Annotated in this window: 12 protein-coding genes; 7 read left to right on the top strand and 5 right to left on the bottom strand. The window is 66.0% G+C overall.

Annotation, left to right across the window (positions count from 1 at the left end; genetic code table 11):
• Positions 1-8 precede the first annotated feature (8 nt).
• From AC4D6D_RS07090 to pnuC, 3 genes are read left to right on the top strand one after another with little or no spacing between them, the layout of a single operon-like run.
• Positions 9-2249: a TonB-dependent receptor gene (locus tag AC4D6D_RS07090; protein WP_491327219.1), complete on the top strand. Its 2241-nt coding sequence runs from the start codon at positions 9-11 to the stop codon at positions 2247-2249.
• Positions 2250-2251: 2 nt separating this feature from the next.
• Positions 2252-3379 (top strand): phosphotransferase enzyme family protein, encoded by a 1128-nt coding sequence (locus AC4D6D_RS07095; RefSeq protein WP_491327058.1) that lies wholly within the window; start codon positions 2252-2254, stop codon positions 3377-3379.
• Positions 3379-3942 (top strand): nicotinamide riboside transporter PnuC, encoded by a 564-nt coding sequence (gene pnuC, locus AC4D6D_RS07100; protein WP_147219999.1) that lies wholly within the window; start codon positions 3379-3381, stop codon positions 3940-3942. Before AC4D6D_RS07095 ends, pnuC begins: the two co-directional genes overlap by 1 nt.
• A 4-nt stretch (positions 3943-3946) precedes the next feature.
• Here pnuC and AC4D6D_RS07105 read toward each other — a convergent pair whose 3' ends face one another.
• The 4 genes from AC4D6D_RS07105 to AC4D6D_RS07120 form a co-directional block, all read right to left on the bottom strand.
• Positions 3947-4258: a hypothetical protein gene (locus AC4D6D_RS07105; RefSeq protein WP_491327059.1), complete on the bottom strand. Its 312-nt coding sequence runs from the start codon at positions 4256-4258 to the stop codon at positions 3947-3949.
• A gap of 180 nt (positions 4259-4438) precedes the next feature.
• Complete coding sequence (locus tag AC4D6D_RS07110) at positions 4439-4726, bottom strand: DUF3325 domain-containing protein (RefSeq protein WP_491327060.1); 288 nt, start codon at positions 4724-4726, stop codon at positions 4439-4441.
• Positions 4723-6282 (bottom strand): PepSY-associated TM helix domain-containing protein, encoded by a 1560-nt coding sequence (locus AC4D6D_RS07115; RefSeq protein WP_491327061.1) that lies wholly within the window; start codon positions 6280-6282, stop codon positions 4723-4725. Before AC4D6D_RS07115 ends, AC4D6D_RS07110 begins: the two co-directional genes overlap by 4 nt.
• Entirely contained in the window at positions 6279-6611 is a 333-nt protein-coding gene (locus AC4D6D_RS07120) for a hypothetical protein (protein ID WP_147220002.1), read from the bottom strand. The genes AC4D6D_RS07115 and AC4D6D_RS07120 overlap by 4 nt, the downstream gene beginning before the upstream one ends.
• A 223-nt stretch (positions 6612-6834) precedes the next feature.
• Here AC4D6D_RS07120 and AC4D6D_RS07125 point away from each other — a divergent pair, with 223 nt between their 5' ends.
• The 4 genes from AC4D6D_RS07125 to AC4D6D_RS07140 all read left to right on the top strand — a co-directional run bounded on the left by AC4D6D_RS07125 (position 6835) and on the right by AC4D6D_RS07140 (position 12960).
• Complete coding sequence (locus AC4D6D_RS07125) at positions 6835-7365, top strand: RNA polymerase sigma factor (protein WP_491327062.1); 531 nt, start codon at positions 6835-6837, stop codon at positions 7363-7365.
• Positions 7362-8351 carry a FecR family protein gene (locus tag AC4D6D_RS07130; protein WP_491327063.1) on the top strand — a complete coding sequence of 330 codons (990 nt, stop codon included), beginning with the start codon at positions 7362-7364 and terminating at the stop codon, positions 8349-8351. The genes AC4D6D_RS07125 and AC4D6D_RS07130 overlap by 4 nt, the downstream gene beginning before the upstream one ends.
• Before the next feature lie 113 nt (positions 8352-8464).
• Positions 8465-11674, top strand: a complete 3210-nt coding sequence (locus AC4D6D_RS07135; RefSeq protein ID WP_491327064.1) for a TonB-dependent receptor — start codon at positions 8465-8467, stop codon at positions 11672-11674.
• A gap of 11 nt (positions 11675-11685) precedes the next feature.
• On the top strand, positions 11686-12960 hold the full coding sequence (locus AC4D6D_RS07140) for a purple acid phosphatase family protein (RefSeq protein WP_491327065.1): 1275 nt from the start codon (positions 11686-11688) through the stop codon (positions 12958-12960).
• A 130-nt stretch (positions 12961-13090) separates the two neighbouring features.
• On the opposite strand, the gene AC4D6D_RS07145 is transcribed toward AC4D6D_RS07140, so the two are convergent.
• Positions 13091-14134, bottom strand: coding sequence for a tyrosine-protein phosphatase (locus tag AC4D6D_RS07145; protein ID WP_491327066.1), 1044 nt, complete (start codon positions 14132-14134; stop codon positions 13091-13093).
• Positions 14135-14287 lie beyond the last annotated feature (153 nt).

The raw sequence follows: 14287 nt of genomic DNA on the forward strand, positions 1-14287 counted from the left end.
CGCTGGCCATGGCTGAGACGGCGCCCGAAACGGGAGGCGAGGCGCCCGACGCTCGCACCGATATCCAGGTCATCGGCCATCCCGACCCCGAAGGCCTGCTGCCGGACCAGACCGCGCCCAAGGCGATCAGCGCGATCTCGGCGGACTTCATCACCAAGCAGGCACCGACCCTGAACGCCTTCCAGCTCGTCAACCTGCTGCCGGGCGCGAATGTTTCCTCCAGCGATCCTTACGGTCTTTCGACCAGTTCGGGCCTGACCATGCGCGGCCTCGGGCAGGACCAGATCGGCGTGCTGATGGAAGGCGCGCCGCAGAACGACATCGGCTATTTCTACGCCTATCCCTCGCAGTTCGCCGACGCCGAGAACGTGCGGCAGATCGCGCTTTCGCAAGGCGCTGCCGCGATCGACGCGCCGGTCGTCGCGGCGGCGGGCGGCACGCTGGCGCTCTCGCTGGACGATCCGAGGCCGGAGATGGGCGGGCTGGTCAATCTTTCGGCCGGGTCCTACGACGCGCGTCGCGCCTTCGTGCGCTTCGACACCGGCACGCTCGGGGCGAGCGGGATCAAGGCCTTCATCTCCTATTCGGACAACCGCGCGGACAACTGGCGCGGCGCGGGCTTCGACAAGCGCCAGCATGTCGATGCCAAGCTGCTGCGCGAATGGGGCGACGGCAACCGCGCCAGCATTTCCTTCTCGTACAACGATGCCAATACCTCGAGCTATGCCAGCCCGACCCTGGCCGACTGGAAAGCCTCGGGCCGCGACTTCAACTATGACAAGCGGTACAGCGAGGGGAACACCAATTACTGGCGCCTCTACCGCGCGCCGTTCCGCAATTTCTACGTCGCCGCGCCGGTTCATCTGAAGCTGTCCGATCGTCTGACCTTCGACAGTTCGGCCTATCTCCAGCTCGGCCACGGCAACGCGCCTTACGGCACCCAGCTCGCCACGACCGGCAACTTCCTAGGCACCGAGGAACTGACTCAGCCGATCGCGCTGCCCGGCGCGGTGGACGGCCTCGCGACGGTGATGGGAAACTGGACCGGCAGGCAATTCCGCGTGGGCGACGTCAGCAAGCTGACCCTCACGGCAGGAGCGCATACGATCATGGCGGGGGTCTGGTTGGATTACGGCACCGACCGCGTCACCCAGTCCTACACCTCGATCGACGCGAACGGCCGCCCGTTCGACATGTGGGGCTATCAGGACAAGGCCATCCGCACTGCGGACGGACGCCTGCTCGCCTACGAGAACGCGCGGACCGAAACGGTGACCAAGGGCTTCTTCCTGGCCGACAGCATCGCGGTGACGCCGCGCCTTGTCGTCGATCTGGGCTTCAAGGGCGTGGACGTGCTGCGCAATGGCCGCAACTACCTGCCCGGCCCACAGGACCGGATCCGCAAGAACAGCTTCGCCGCCCTGCCGCGCGCGGCGGTGCACTACAAGCTGGACGAGCGGCAGCAGCTTTTCGCCAACGTGACCACCAACTTCCGCACCCCGAATGAGTTCGCGCTCTACAACAGCTATTATGGCGGCGAACTGGTAAGTGCGGGCACGACGAGCCTGAAGAACGAGTACTCGGTCTCCGAGGAACTGGGCTATCGCTACATCGGCCCGAGCCTGTCCTTCTCGCTGACCGCCTTCCACTACCACTTCCGCAACCGGCAGGTGGCGACGGTGGTGAACAGCGGCGGCGCGCTGGTCAACTCGACGATCAACGGCGGCAGCCAGACCTCCTATGGCCTAGACGGCGAGATCGACTATCGCCCGGCCAAGGGCGTCAGCGTCTATCTCTCGGGCGAATACCTGCACACGCGGCTGGGCGACGATCTCGCGGTCGGCGGCGATCTCCTGCCGACCAGGGGCAAGCGCGCGGTCTCCAGCCCCGAGTTCCAGTTTGCGCTGGGCACGACGTACGACGACGGCCGCCTGTTCGGCAGCACCGCGCTCAAGTACGTCGGGCGCCAGTACGCGACGTTCATGAACGACGAGAGCATCAAGCCCTACGCCACGCTGGACCTCTCGGTCGGCGTCCATCTGGCGGGCCTGATCGACGCGCAGCGCATGGACCTGCGGCTCAATGCGATCAACGTGACCAACCCGCATGTGCTGTCGGGCGTGCAGGCGATCACCGCCAATGCGCTGGACACCATCGGGCGCGGCGGCACGACGATCACCGGTTCTTCGCCGACCTACTACGTGGGTAGCGGACGCGCTTTCGTGGCGACGCTCAGCCGCGCCTTCTGATCGTGAGCGGCACTTCGTTTCATCTCGTGCATGGCATGGGCATGGCGCTCGAAGTGCCGCGGTGGCCGACGATCACTTCCTTGGAGGCGGAAGCGATCCTCGCCCGTTTTTCCGATGTGGGCACACCGGGAGCGCTGCTCTGGCATTCGCCGCGCCCGTTCTCGGCGGCGTGTCTGGTGGAAACGGAGCGGGGCGCTTTCTTCCTCAAGCGCCATCATCGGCGGCTGCGCACGCCTGCCGCCTTGGCCGAGGAACATGCCTTCATGGCGCACCTGCGCGCGGCGGGCGTTGCCGTGCCGGATGTGGTGGCGGGAGCGGACGGCGTGGGCGCGATTGCCGAGGGCGAGTGGACTTACGAGGTCCTGCGCAAGGCGCCGGGGCTCGATCTCTATCGCGACCGCCAGTCGTGGACGCCGTTCCTGACGCTCGGCCATGCCCGCAATGCCGGTGCGGCACTGGCCCGGTTGCACCGGGCGGCGCGCGATTTTCCGGCCGGGCCGCGCGGGGACCATCCGCTTGTTAGCAGCTTCACGATCCTGCCCGCGCGCGATCCGCTTCCGGCGGCCGAGGCCTATGTCGCCGCCCGTCCGGCGCTTGCCGCCTATCTGGCCGACAAGCCGTGGCGGCAGGAACTGGCGCGCCTCTTTGCATCGTTGGGAGAGGGCCTGTCACAGCGGCTGGCGGACCAGCCCGTGCTCTGGACGCATAACGACTGGCATCCCTCGAACCTGCTCTGGTCCGCTGAGGGCGAGGTGAGCGGGGTGATCGACTTCGGACTGGCGACGCGGACTTGCGCGCTCCACGATCTCGCCACCGCCATCGAGCGCAGCGCCGTCTCCTGGCTCGATCCGGAGCCGCGCGCGGATGGGGAGGCCGCGCTGGCGCTTCTTGTCGGATATCGCTCGGTGCTGCCGCTGAGCCGCGCCGATATCGAGACGCTGATCCGCCTGCTGTCGCTGGTCCATATCGAGTTCGCCTTGTCGGAGGCCGACTACTTCGCGGGCATTCTGGAGGATCGCATGCAGGCCGATCTCGCGTGGCAGGGCTACTGCATCGATCACGCCGACTGGTTCCTCTCCCCGACGGGACAGGACTTTCTGCGGCATCTCGAAACCGGCGCGCTGTCCTGATGTCGGCACTGGAGATCGTCGCCGTCGCCGTGAGCTTCCTCGGCATCTGGCTGACGGCGAGACGGCGGATGCTGTGCTGGCCGGTCAACCTCACCGCTTGCGCGCTCTACTTCAAACTGTTCCTCGACGTGCGGCTCTATGCCGACATGGTGCTGCAGGCGCTGTTCGGTGCGGCGATCCTCTACGGCTGGACTGTCTGGGCGCGGGGCAGGGAGCAGGCGGGTGAGGTCGTCGTGGCACCGCTCTCGGCTGTGCAGGCGGGCAAGGGCCTCGCGATCGGCGCCGTGGCGGCAGTGGCGTTCGGGTGGCTGACCAGCCGCTATACCGACGCGGCGCTGCCGTGGATGGACTGCGCGCTGAGCAGCTTCAGCCTCGTCGCCCAGTACTGGACCGCAAGGCGCCACGCGGCGAGCTGGTTGCTTTGGATCGCCGTGGACGTGCTCTACGTCGGCATGTTCGCGTTCAAGGGGCTATGGCTGACCGGCGGGCTCTACGGCGCGATGATCGTCCTCGCGGTGCTCGGCTACCGCAACTGGCAGCGGGCACGGCGCGAAGACGCGTAGAGCATCAGCCGACGACGATCGCGCTGATCCGGTGGAAGAACGGGTGATGCGGCGTCGCGCCATGGGCGACGTGCGTGAACATGCCGTCGTTCAGATTGGGCAACCTCGATTCGACGCCGCAGACTTCCTCTCCGCCGCGCACGTCGATGTGGGCATGGAGCTTGCCGTCGAACTCCAGGCCGATGTCGACCGCCTGCGGGAACTCGGCGCGCAGCACCTCCAGCACCCGATGGAGACGATCGGTCAGCGTCTCGTCCGTGGCGGGATTCGAGAGCGGGGAACCGTCGATCGAGTACAGGGATGCATCCTTGCGCATGGGGCGCGCCTCCTTGGAAGAACGGGTAGGAAATGGCTGTTGCGAGAGCCAGCTTACCCGTTTTCCCGTAACAGGAAACACCCGAGTTTCGCGGATGCGGTGGCCCGATCAAGTGTCGGACCCGGCGGCATAATCGCATTCAAAGCGCGGCTCTGGCCGGTCCGCTCCGCCGCGAATCGCCTAGCGAGCCTTGCGTGAGGGGCTGGTCTTCCAGCATAGCCAGGCCACGTTGAGCCAGGCACCCATCGTCATTTGCCCGGCCCAGGCGATCAGGCCGTAGCCGAAACCGAAAGCACCCGCGTCGATCGCCAGGACCAGCGCCACGAGCGTCCAGCCGCCGATGCGGGCAAGGCGGCTTTCGCGCTCGGTGAGGGCGCGACCGGCGAGGTCGCGCTGGTGGCGTTTCATCGAGAGGGCGAGCGCGGCGAAGGCGGCGCTTCCCAGCAGCAGGCAGAGCAGGTGGATCATGCCGTCACGGCCTCCCGAGGCTTGCGTCTTGCGGTGCGCGGACCTTCCGCGCGCTTGCGGGCGGCCTTGCGCGCGCCCATGGCGAAACCGAGCGCCAGCAGCAGCATCACCAGATCGAACGAGACGAAGAGCCAGTCGCTCGCCAGCAGGCTCACCGGCAGCCCGCGCGATGTGGTGAAGGCATTGACCAGCGGCACGGCGGCGAAGAGCGCGGCGGCAAGCCCCAGCATTTCCGGCCAGGCGCGGGCGGAGGGGCGGGCCAGCGCGTAGACCAGAACCGCGAGCCAGGTCAGGAACAGGCTGTTGATCTCGTGATCGGCACGATCGGCCATTTCCAGCGGCAGCAGGCGGTTGGCCAGGAAGTATGTGGCGATACCCGCCGGGAAGCCCGCGATCGTCGCGATGTTGAGCTTTTCGACGAGGCGGAAGCCGAAGTGCGGGCGGCTGGGATCGGGCAGCTTGGTGCGGCGCTTGACCGTCCAGAGCACAAGGCCGCTGCCCACCATGATCGTGCCACCGAGGCCGGACAGGAAGTAGAGCCAGCGCAGGCCGTATTCCGCGTAGCGACCGGCATGGAGGCCGATCATCACGCTTTCGGTGGCGAGCGCCGCGCCTTTGGGCATGCTCCCGTCCACCGGCTGTCCGGTAACGCCGCTAAAGGTCACTTCCTCGCCGCGCGAGCCGATTGCGCCTTCGGGCGCGCGGGTCACGCCGATCAGGGCGGTGGCGTCACCGGGATTGGAGACGCGCACGTAGCCGACGCGCTTGCCGTCCCAGCGGGCCGAGGCCGACTGCATGATCGGTCCGATCGCGGCCAGCGGCGCGGGCCTGCCGCTGCGCGCGACTTCCTCGCTCTTGCCGAAGACGGCTTCGAAGAACGTGTTGCGGTCGGTATAGTTCGCGGCGATGCCCCAGGGCATGTACATGGTCGCCAGCGTGACCAGCCCGGTGAAGGTGATCATCAGGTGGAAAGGCAGGGCGACCACCGCCGTCACGTTGTGCGCGTCGAGCCAGGAGCGCTGGCCCTTGTTGAAGCGCAGCATGAAGAAGTCGGCGAAGATCTTCTTGTGGGTGATGATCCCGGAAAGGATCGCCACCAGCATGAACATCGCCGCCACGCCCACGAGATAGCGCGCCCAGAGCACCGGCATGTAGTGCAGGTCGAAATGGAAGCGGTAGAGGAAGAAGCCGCCGCTCGTCTCGCGGGTGGAGATTTCCCGGCCGCTCTGGTCGAGCATGGCGCTGGTCTCGCCGCGCTTCGTGGGCTTGTCGTCGGCCGGTTGCCAGTAGACCTGGGTGGTGGCGCTGCGGCTGTTGGGGGGCGAGATGTACCAGCTCTTCGCATCGGGCACGGTGCGCTGGAGGAAGCGGACGGCACCTTCCGCCGAAGCGACCGGATCGGCGTCCCCGGTGACTTCCGGTTGCATCCAGCGGGTGATCTCGTCCTGGAAATAAGCCGAAGTGCCGGTGGCGAACATCGCGAACAGCAGCCAGCCCAGCAGCAGTCCGGTCCAGGTGTGCAGCAACGCCATCGACTGGCGCAGACCTTCCTTCACAGCCGACCTCCCATGTCGAGCGAAAGCCAGAGCAGGCTGCCGCCGATCGCGCTTCCCACGGCGAGCCAGAGCCACAAACGCGCGATCGAGCGCAGGCCGAAAGCGAACAGCGCCACCGTGGCGAAGATGGCAAACGAGAGCAGCGTCGCGGCGACGCTGGCCTCGGCGGGATTGACCGTCAGGCCGTGCGCCAGCAGCCGGGCAAGGCAGGCCGTTGCAAGCGAGGTGAACAGGTAGTTCGCCGGTATGGCCGCAAGAATGCGCGACGCGACGTTCCAGCGGCCGATTCCGCGGTTCGTTCCCCTGGCAGTGGCGGCACTCTTGGCCATGCTCGATCATTCCTCGAAACAGGATATTGCAAATCAATCGCAAGAACATTGCCGGTAGTTTCGGGGCGCGTCGGAGTCAATGGTTCAGCAGCGCGACGGAAGGAATCCGGGCGCCGACAGCGCCTTTCGCGGCTTGTGCCCGGATGTTCGTCAAACCGTCATGGATCGTCCCTAGGGCGGCGCGCGCCGGACACGAGACGGCGGGGCGCAAGGCGGAAAAATCGTGCTTATCGAGGTCATGGATCGTCCTGCGGCGCCGTCGCAGGACTGGAATGCTGTAAGCGCTGCGCTTCTGCGCTATCTCCGGGCCAGAGGCGCGCGGCCGGATCTGGCGGACGATGTGGCGCAGGAAACGCTTGCGCGGCTGATCGCTCTCAGCCAGACCCGGCAGATCGGCAGTCTTTTTGCGCTGGCCTTCAGGATCGCGGACAACCTGATCGTCGATGCCGGGCGCCGCGAAAAGCGACAATTCGGGGAAGTAGACGAAGAATGGGAAAGCGATGACCCCTCGCTGGACAGGGTTCTCGATTCGCGCCGCGCGCTCGACGTGCTCTCGCGCTGTTTGCGCGCCATGCCGCCGCTGCGCCGGGAAGTTCTCATTCGCCGCCGTCTGAACCAGGAAAGCTGCCGTGCGATCGGCGAAGATCTCTCGATGAGTGCCAAGGCGGTGGAGAAGCACATCACCCGCGGGTTGCTGGACTTGCGCGCCGCGCTGGAGCGCGCGGGGGTGAGCGTGATGGGGATCGGCGAATGAACGCGCAGGGGCAGGAGTTCGACGCGATCGACCGGGAGGCGGCGGCCTGGGTGGACCGGATGAACCGCCCGCTTCACGATGCGGAAGTCGCGGCCGAATTCGATCGCTGGATCATGGCGGATCCGCGCCATGTCGAAAGCTATGCGCGGTTCCAGGCGCTCTGGCAGTCGGGGGGCCTCCGCCATGCGCTGGAGGCGGCCCAGGCCGATCCCGAAGGCTTCGCGCTTTCCGGCGAGGATGAAACGCCGGACTGGGAAGTTCCGAACCGGGCCAGGCAGGCCTGGAAGCAGTTTGCCGGTTTCGCCGCGGTGGCCTTGTGCCTCGTGGGACTGGCCTCGCTGGGGGCGCGCGCACTGGTGAGCGAGACGAGCTATGCGGCGGCGCGCGGCGCGGCGCGGGATGTCCGGCTGGCCGACGGATCGAAAGTCCGGATGAGCGGGGGCACTCAGATGAACGTGCGCATCACCCCGTGGTCGCGCGAGGTGGCGCTCCAGAACGGCGAGGCGTTCTTCGACGTGGCCCACGAGAACCTCCGCACCTTCACGGTGAATACCGGGACCTCGCGCGTCACCGTGCTCGGCACCGCGTTCGACATCGACATGGTGGACCGCGAGACCCGCGTGGTGCGCGTTTATCGCGGCCTTGTCAGCGTCGATGCCGGGGCCGGGCGGCAATGGCGCCTTCCGGCGGGGAACGGCATCGAAGTCGGCGGCGGTCGGGTGCGCAGTCTTGGCGAAGTGCGCGGCGATCATCCCGGCTGGATCGACGGCTGGTTCGATGCCGACGATACTTCGGTGCAGCAGCTGGTCCAGCGGCTCAATCGCGGATCGCGCCTGCCCGTGGTCCTCGACGATCCGGCGCTGGGGAGCCTGCCGGTGACGGGGCGTTTCCAGACCTCCGATCCGGAAATGGTGCTGGAGGCGCTGGCGGCGATTCATGACCTTCAGTGGCGCAAGGAGACGAGCCGTTACGTGCTCTCGCGGTGAAGGTGTCATCAGAATTACTTCATAACGACATGAAAATGTAAGAAAAAATGTTTGTCGGGATCGGCCGGGTGCGCGCGTCTTCCCCCCGAATGCCTAATCCAACGGGGGGTTTTATGTTTCGTTCGAGTAAAGCGCTGGCGTGGGTTTCCGCGCTGGCCATAGCGCTGGCAACGGTTGGGGGCAGCCTTGCCGTGCCAACGGCACAGGCGGCCGCCGCACAGTACAGTTTCACCATTCCGGCGCAGGACCTGGGCCGCGCGCTTCAGGAGTTCTCGCGCGTCACCGGGATGCAGGTGGCGGCGGCGCCCGACGCGGTACGGGGGCGTCGCAGCAGCGCCATTTCCGGCAAGATGAGCGCGCAGCAGGCACTCTCGCAGCTCGTGCGCGGCGCCGATGTCGATACGCAGATGCGCGGGGGCACGGTGATCCTGAAGGCGCGGGCCGCCGCCCGGCCGCGTCCCGTTTCGGTTACGCCGGCCCGCCGGGCGGCTCCCGTCGCTGCGGCGACCGTTGCCGAGGAGCCTGCCGGAGGCGGTGACAGCGAGATCGTCGTCACCGGCTATATCGAGGCGGTCCAGCGTTCGCTCGACATCAAGCGGGGCAACGACACCGTCTCCGACACGATCAGCGCCGACGACATGGGCAAGCTGCCCGCCAACAACGTTTCGGAAGCGCTCGCGCGCCTGCCGGGCGTGAATGCCGTGCGCAGCCCCACCACGGGCGAGGGCGACCGCATCACCGTGCGCGGCCTCTCCACCGAGTTGAACAATTACTCGATCAACGGCGTGCGCCTGGGCGGTGCCGGTTCGCGCGACAACAACTTCTATCGCGGCGTGCGCCTTTCGGTCCTGCCGCCCGACGGCATCAAGCAGATTACCGTCTACAAGACCCTGACTCCCGACCGTGACGGCGATGCGCTGGGCGGCTCGGTGGATATCTCCACCCCCACGGCCTTCGACCAGACCCCGACTTATGCGCGTCTCTCGGTCGAGGGCGGGATGCTCGACAAGTACGACCACCGCAAGTCCGGCCAGGTTTCCGGCGCTCTCGCGCGGCAGTTCAACGAGCATTTCGGCATCTACGTCTCGGGCAACTGGAGCCGCCGCAAGTCGCAGTTCGAGCAGAACGGCGTCGACGGCGACAACCAGCCGGACACCTGGTACGACAACAGCGAGACGCTGGGCTGGGATCCCAACCGCTTCGTCATGCGCGGCATGAACCTGGGCTTCGGCGAGACCGACGTGAAGCGCTGGGGCGCCAATACCAGCATCGACTACCGCTCGGACGACCACGATTTCCACTTTCGCGGGCAGTACAACAAGTACCGCAAGGACGAATTCCTCAACCGCCTGAACTTCCGCAACGACACGGCGAAGAACTCGACGCGCCTCGTTCAGGTCGATGCTGCCGATACCGCGCTGCTCCAGCCCGAGGACAACGTCACCGGGTACGATTCCAAGCTGGGCCGCATCTACGGCTATACCGTGGGCCAGATCGTCGACCAGGACCGCGACGGACGGATCACCGACAAGGATCGCAAGGGCAAGTCGTTCTACAGCCTCAACGGCGGCTCGGGCACCTGGGATCCGCAGGGCTTCCGCCTGCGCCGGTTCTGGGAAGGCTCGCGCGAGACCGGCAGCCTGGCTTCGGCGAACGTCGGCGGCGTTTCGCGGGTCGGCGAGCTGACGATCGACTACGATGTTTCCTATTCGCAGTCCGAGGACAATCTCGACGACGGCTACACGCTGGAATTCCGCAGCGACAAATACAACTGGCTGGGCAACAAGGGCGTTCTGTTCAGCAGCAGCGAGGATTCCCGCTTCCCCAAGTGGCTGCTCAATTCCGCCGGTCTCGACGCCGTGCAGGACCCCTCGCAATATGACTTCAGCAGCCTCGAAGGCGAAGTGGGCGGCAGCAGCGAGAAGCTCTGGCAGGCCCAGTTCAATCTCGAGTGGAAGCCGGTCGATTCCTGGCTGGAAGCGTTCAAGACCGGCGCCAAGTTCTACAACTCTCGCCGCCGCACCTATCAGGGCTCGTTCCTGAATCTGGAAGCGGACGGCACGCTGGCGGACTTTTCGGAATTCTACGGCAAGGAAGTGAACAGCCTGTTCGGCGGCGCCTATAGCGGACTCTACCGCCTCGGCACGACGATCGACAACCGCAAGATGCTGGCCGAACTCCAGCGGGCGCAGTCCGGCGACAGCGAGATTTTCGACGGCTTTGCGGTCGATCCGGGGCAGGCCGAACTCTCGAACGAGGACAGCTTCCGCTTCGAGGAGCGCGTGATCTCGGCCTATGCCATGGGCACGGCGCGCTTCGGTCGGGCGCAAGTGATCGCGGGCCTGCGCATGGAAGCGACACGCAACACGATCGACGCCTGGAATATGGACCTGATCCAGGGCCAGCGCTTCGTCTCGGACAAGTCCAGCTTCGTCAACGTGCTGCCCTCTGTCCATGTCAACTACGAACTGGATGATCGCACCAAGCTGCGCGGCGCGGTCTGGACCAGCTTCGCCCGCCCGGATATCGCCCGCATGAGTTCGGCGCGCGAGTACGGTTACGACACCGATCCCGATGGTGACGGCAAGGAAAACCCGATCTCGCAGTGGGTGCTGACCTCGATCGCGCAGGGCAACCCGAACCTCAAGCCGATGCGCTCGCTCAATCTCGACATGTCGCTGGAACATTACGCGGGTCGCACTGGGGCCTATTCGGTGGCGCTCTACTACAAGCACATCACCAACTTCCTGTTCCGCTCTTCCTCCAGCAACATCCGCAACGGAACGCTGGGCGAGAACGTCGATCCGGCGGGCGTGGCCATCTCGATGCCCAACAACGGCAAGACCGCCGAAGTCTACGGCATGGAGATCAGCGGGCAGCAATTGCTGCACTGGTTGCCGGGCGTGCTCGGTTCGCTGGGCGTCGGCGGGAACCTGACCTTGCAGCGCTCCACGGCGGTGACGGGCCTTTCGTGGCATCCGGACGGCTACGAGCTGCCGCTGATGGAAACGCCCGAGACCATCGCCAACCTGCAACTGTTCTGGGAGCGCAAGGGCTGGGAAGTCTACGGTGCATGGAACTACCAGTCGAAGTTCCTCGGCGGCATCCAGGACTTCGGCAACAACCCCTACGAGCAGGCCTATAGCTTCGTGGACCTGACGTTCCGCAAGACCTTCCTGAAGAAGTCGTCGGTGCAGCTCCAGATCCAGAACCTCTTCGACTCGCATACCTATTGGGAGACGGTCTCGTCGGGCACCGGTGCCAGCCGCGGTTACGTCAAGAATGGGCGCAGCGTCACGCTCGGTCTCAACCTGATCTTCTGAGGGGCACTGTGATGACAATGAAAACCCGCATTCTGCTGGGGGCGCTGGCGCTTTGCCTGCCGCTTCCGGCCATCGCCGCCGACGCGCCTGCCCAGCAGCAGGAGCCGCTGGCCCCTGCCACCGTCCGGCCCGAGCGCGTGATCCTGAACCTCACCGCCGATCCGGCGACCGAGATGGCCGTGACCTGGCGCTCGGCGCCGGGGCTGGCCGGGCAGGTCCAATATGCGAAGGCGACCAACAGCCCCGATTTCGTGAAAACGCCTCTGACGGTCGAGGCGAAGACAGACGACGCAACGCTGCCGGTTCGCGAGGACCCGGCGTTCCGCGCGGCCTATCACGCGGCGGTGTTGACGGGGCTCGAACCGGACACCGTCTATGCCTACCGCGTGGGTGACGGCGCGCACTGGTCCGAATGGTTCCAGTTCCGCACTGCCGCACGCGAGGCCAAGCCGTTCCGCTTCATCTACATGGGCGACATGCAGAACCAGATCCTGTCGGAAGCATCGCGCACCTTGCGCATGGCTTTCCGCCAGGCGGGCGACGCGGCCTTCACGATCCATGCCGGGGACCTCATCAACCGGCATGACAGCGATGCGGAATGGGGCGAATGGTTCGCCTCGGGCGGGTTCCTCTATGCCCAGACGCCGCAAATGCCGACGCCGGGCAACCATGAGTACGTGCGCGACGAGGCGGCGCGGGCAGGGTCCTCGATCAACGGCCAGTGGCGCCGCCAGTTCACTTTGCCCGAGAACGGCCCGGCCGAAGTTCCGGCAAGCCGGGACACGAGTTGGTATACCGACTATCAGGGCCTGCGCCTGATCTCGATCGACTCGATGCAGGTCGATCGCGACGAGACCGCGCGCAAGGCCATCGTGAAGTGGCTCGACGGGCTTCTGGCGAACAATCCGAACCGCTGGACGGTCCTGTTTCTGCACTTCCCGCTGTTCTCCAGCGAGCCGGAGCGGGACAATCCCAAGGTCCGCGCGGCGCTCAAGCCGCTGATCGACAAGTATCATGTCGATCTCGTGCTTCAGGGCCACGATCACGGCTATGCGCGGGGTGCCGTCGGCAAGGACGGTCCCTCGGCGGACGATGCCGGGACGACCTATGCCGTCTCTGTCGCGGGGCCGAAGATGTACGAGGTCGGCAACCTGCCCTGGGCGCGCAAGTCGGCTTCGCGCACGCAGGCCTATCAGGTGATCGACGTCAGCCCGTCCGCGCTGACCTATCGGGCCTATACCGCGACGGGCGAGCCGCTCGATGCGGTGACCTTGCAGAAGCCCTGACGAGAACGAGCCGGAAGCAAGCTGGGGGGCACTGCTCCGGCTCCTGGCGAGGTCGCGCTTCGAATTGCGACCCGAAGGGCGGCTTCGCCACGCCCGCCCGGCCGATCAGGCCGGGCGGGCACATTCCTGTTCAGTCCAGCATCGCCTCGCGCAGCTTGGCGATATCGTTGTCGGTCAGGCCGATCTTCTGCTTCAGATAGCCTTCGGTGCCGCCGTACTGCTTGTCGATGTAGGTGAAGAACTGCGCGAGGTGCGAGGCGCCGCTGGGGGTGTAGAGCGGCTCGGCCTTGGGTGGCTGGCCGTCGGCGCGGGCGGCGTAATACTTGAGGATCGGATTGCCCGGATAGTCGGCGGGATCGACCTTGGGCATTTCCCACTGCGGGCGGCGCAGTTCGGTGGAGCGGTGATAGTCCTTGAGGATCGTCTCGCGATCGACGCCGAGCACGTCGTAGATCAGGGCCGTGGCGATGCCGGTGCGGTCCTGCCCGGCCGAGCAATGGTAGACCACCGCGCCTTCGTTCGCGAGGAGCCGGTTGAACAGCGCGCGGAACTGCGGGACGAGCATGATCTCCATGCCCTCGTACAGGTTCTCGCCGCCGCTCTTGGCCATTTTCGCGAAGAGGGGCTTCAGCGAATAGTCGTTGGCAAGGAACAGCGCGCCGGTGCGGTCGTCGAGCATGTCGGGCGCGACTTCGCGCTCCTCGATCGCGCGCAAGTCGACGACGGCGCCGAGGTGGACCTGATCGAGCAGGGCGTAATCCGCTTCGGTCAGCAGCGGCATCGCACCGGAGCGGAAGGCCTTGTCCCACTTCACGGTGCGACCGTCCCTGGTGACATAGCCGCCGATGTCACGGAAATTGCTGCCCTGCTGGAGCGGCAGCACGCGCTCCGCGACGACGGTGGTCTTGCCGTCCTTGCCTTCGAGAATGACATAGCGCCGCTCGCTTGCCGGGATCGGCAGCTTGAGCGCGACCGCCTTGCTGGCGGCGGCGAAGCGCTGGTCGCCCTTGTCGAGCACGGGGTCGGTGCTGATCCAGACGGTTACGGGGGCGCTGTCGGTGCGGGCAAGTTCGACCGTCCGGTCATCGAGGCGGGTGAGCGTCGCCAGTTCGCGGGCCATGGCGGGCGAGGCGGTGAGCGCCGCAATAAGGGCGAGGGGGGCGATCTTGCGCATGAGCGGAATCCTTGATGTCGTTAGGGCTTCGGCCGTTAAGACGAATGTATGTATCCTTCGTGACAGGATTTTGTTCAATATTCTTATATATGATCGCGATGACGATGGCCCTGCGCAGAATTAATAGGAACAGATGTATGTCTTCTCGCCAAG

It is taken from the genome of Novosphingobium sp. BF6 (assembly GCF_058273105.1).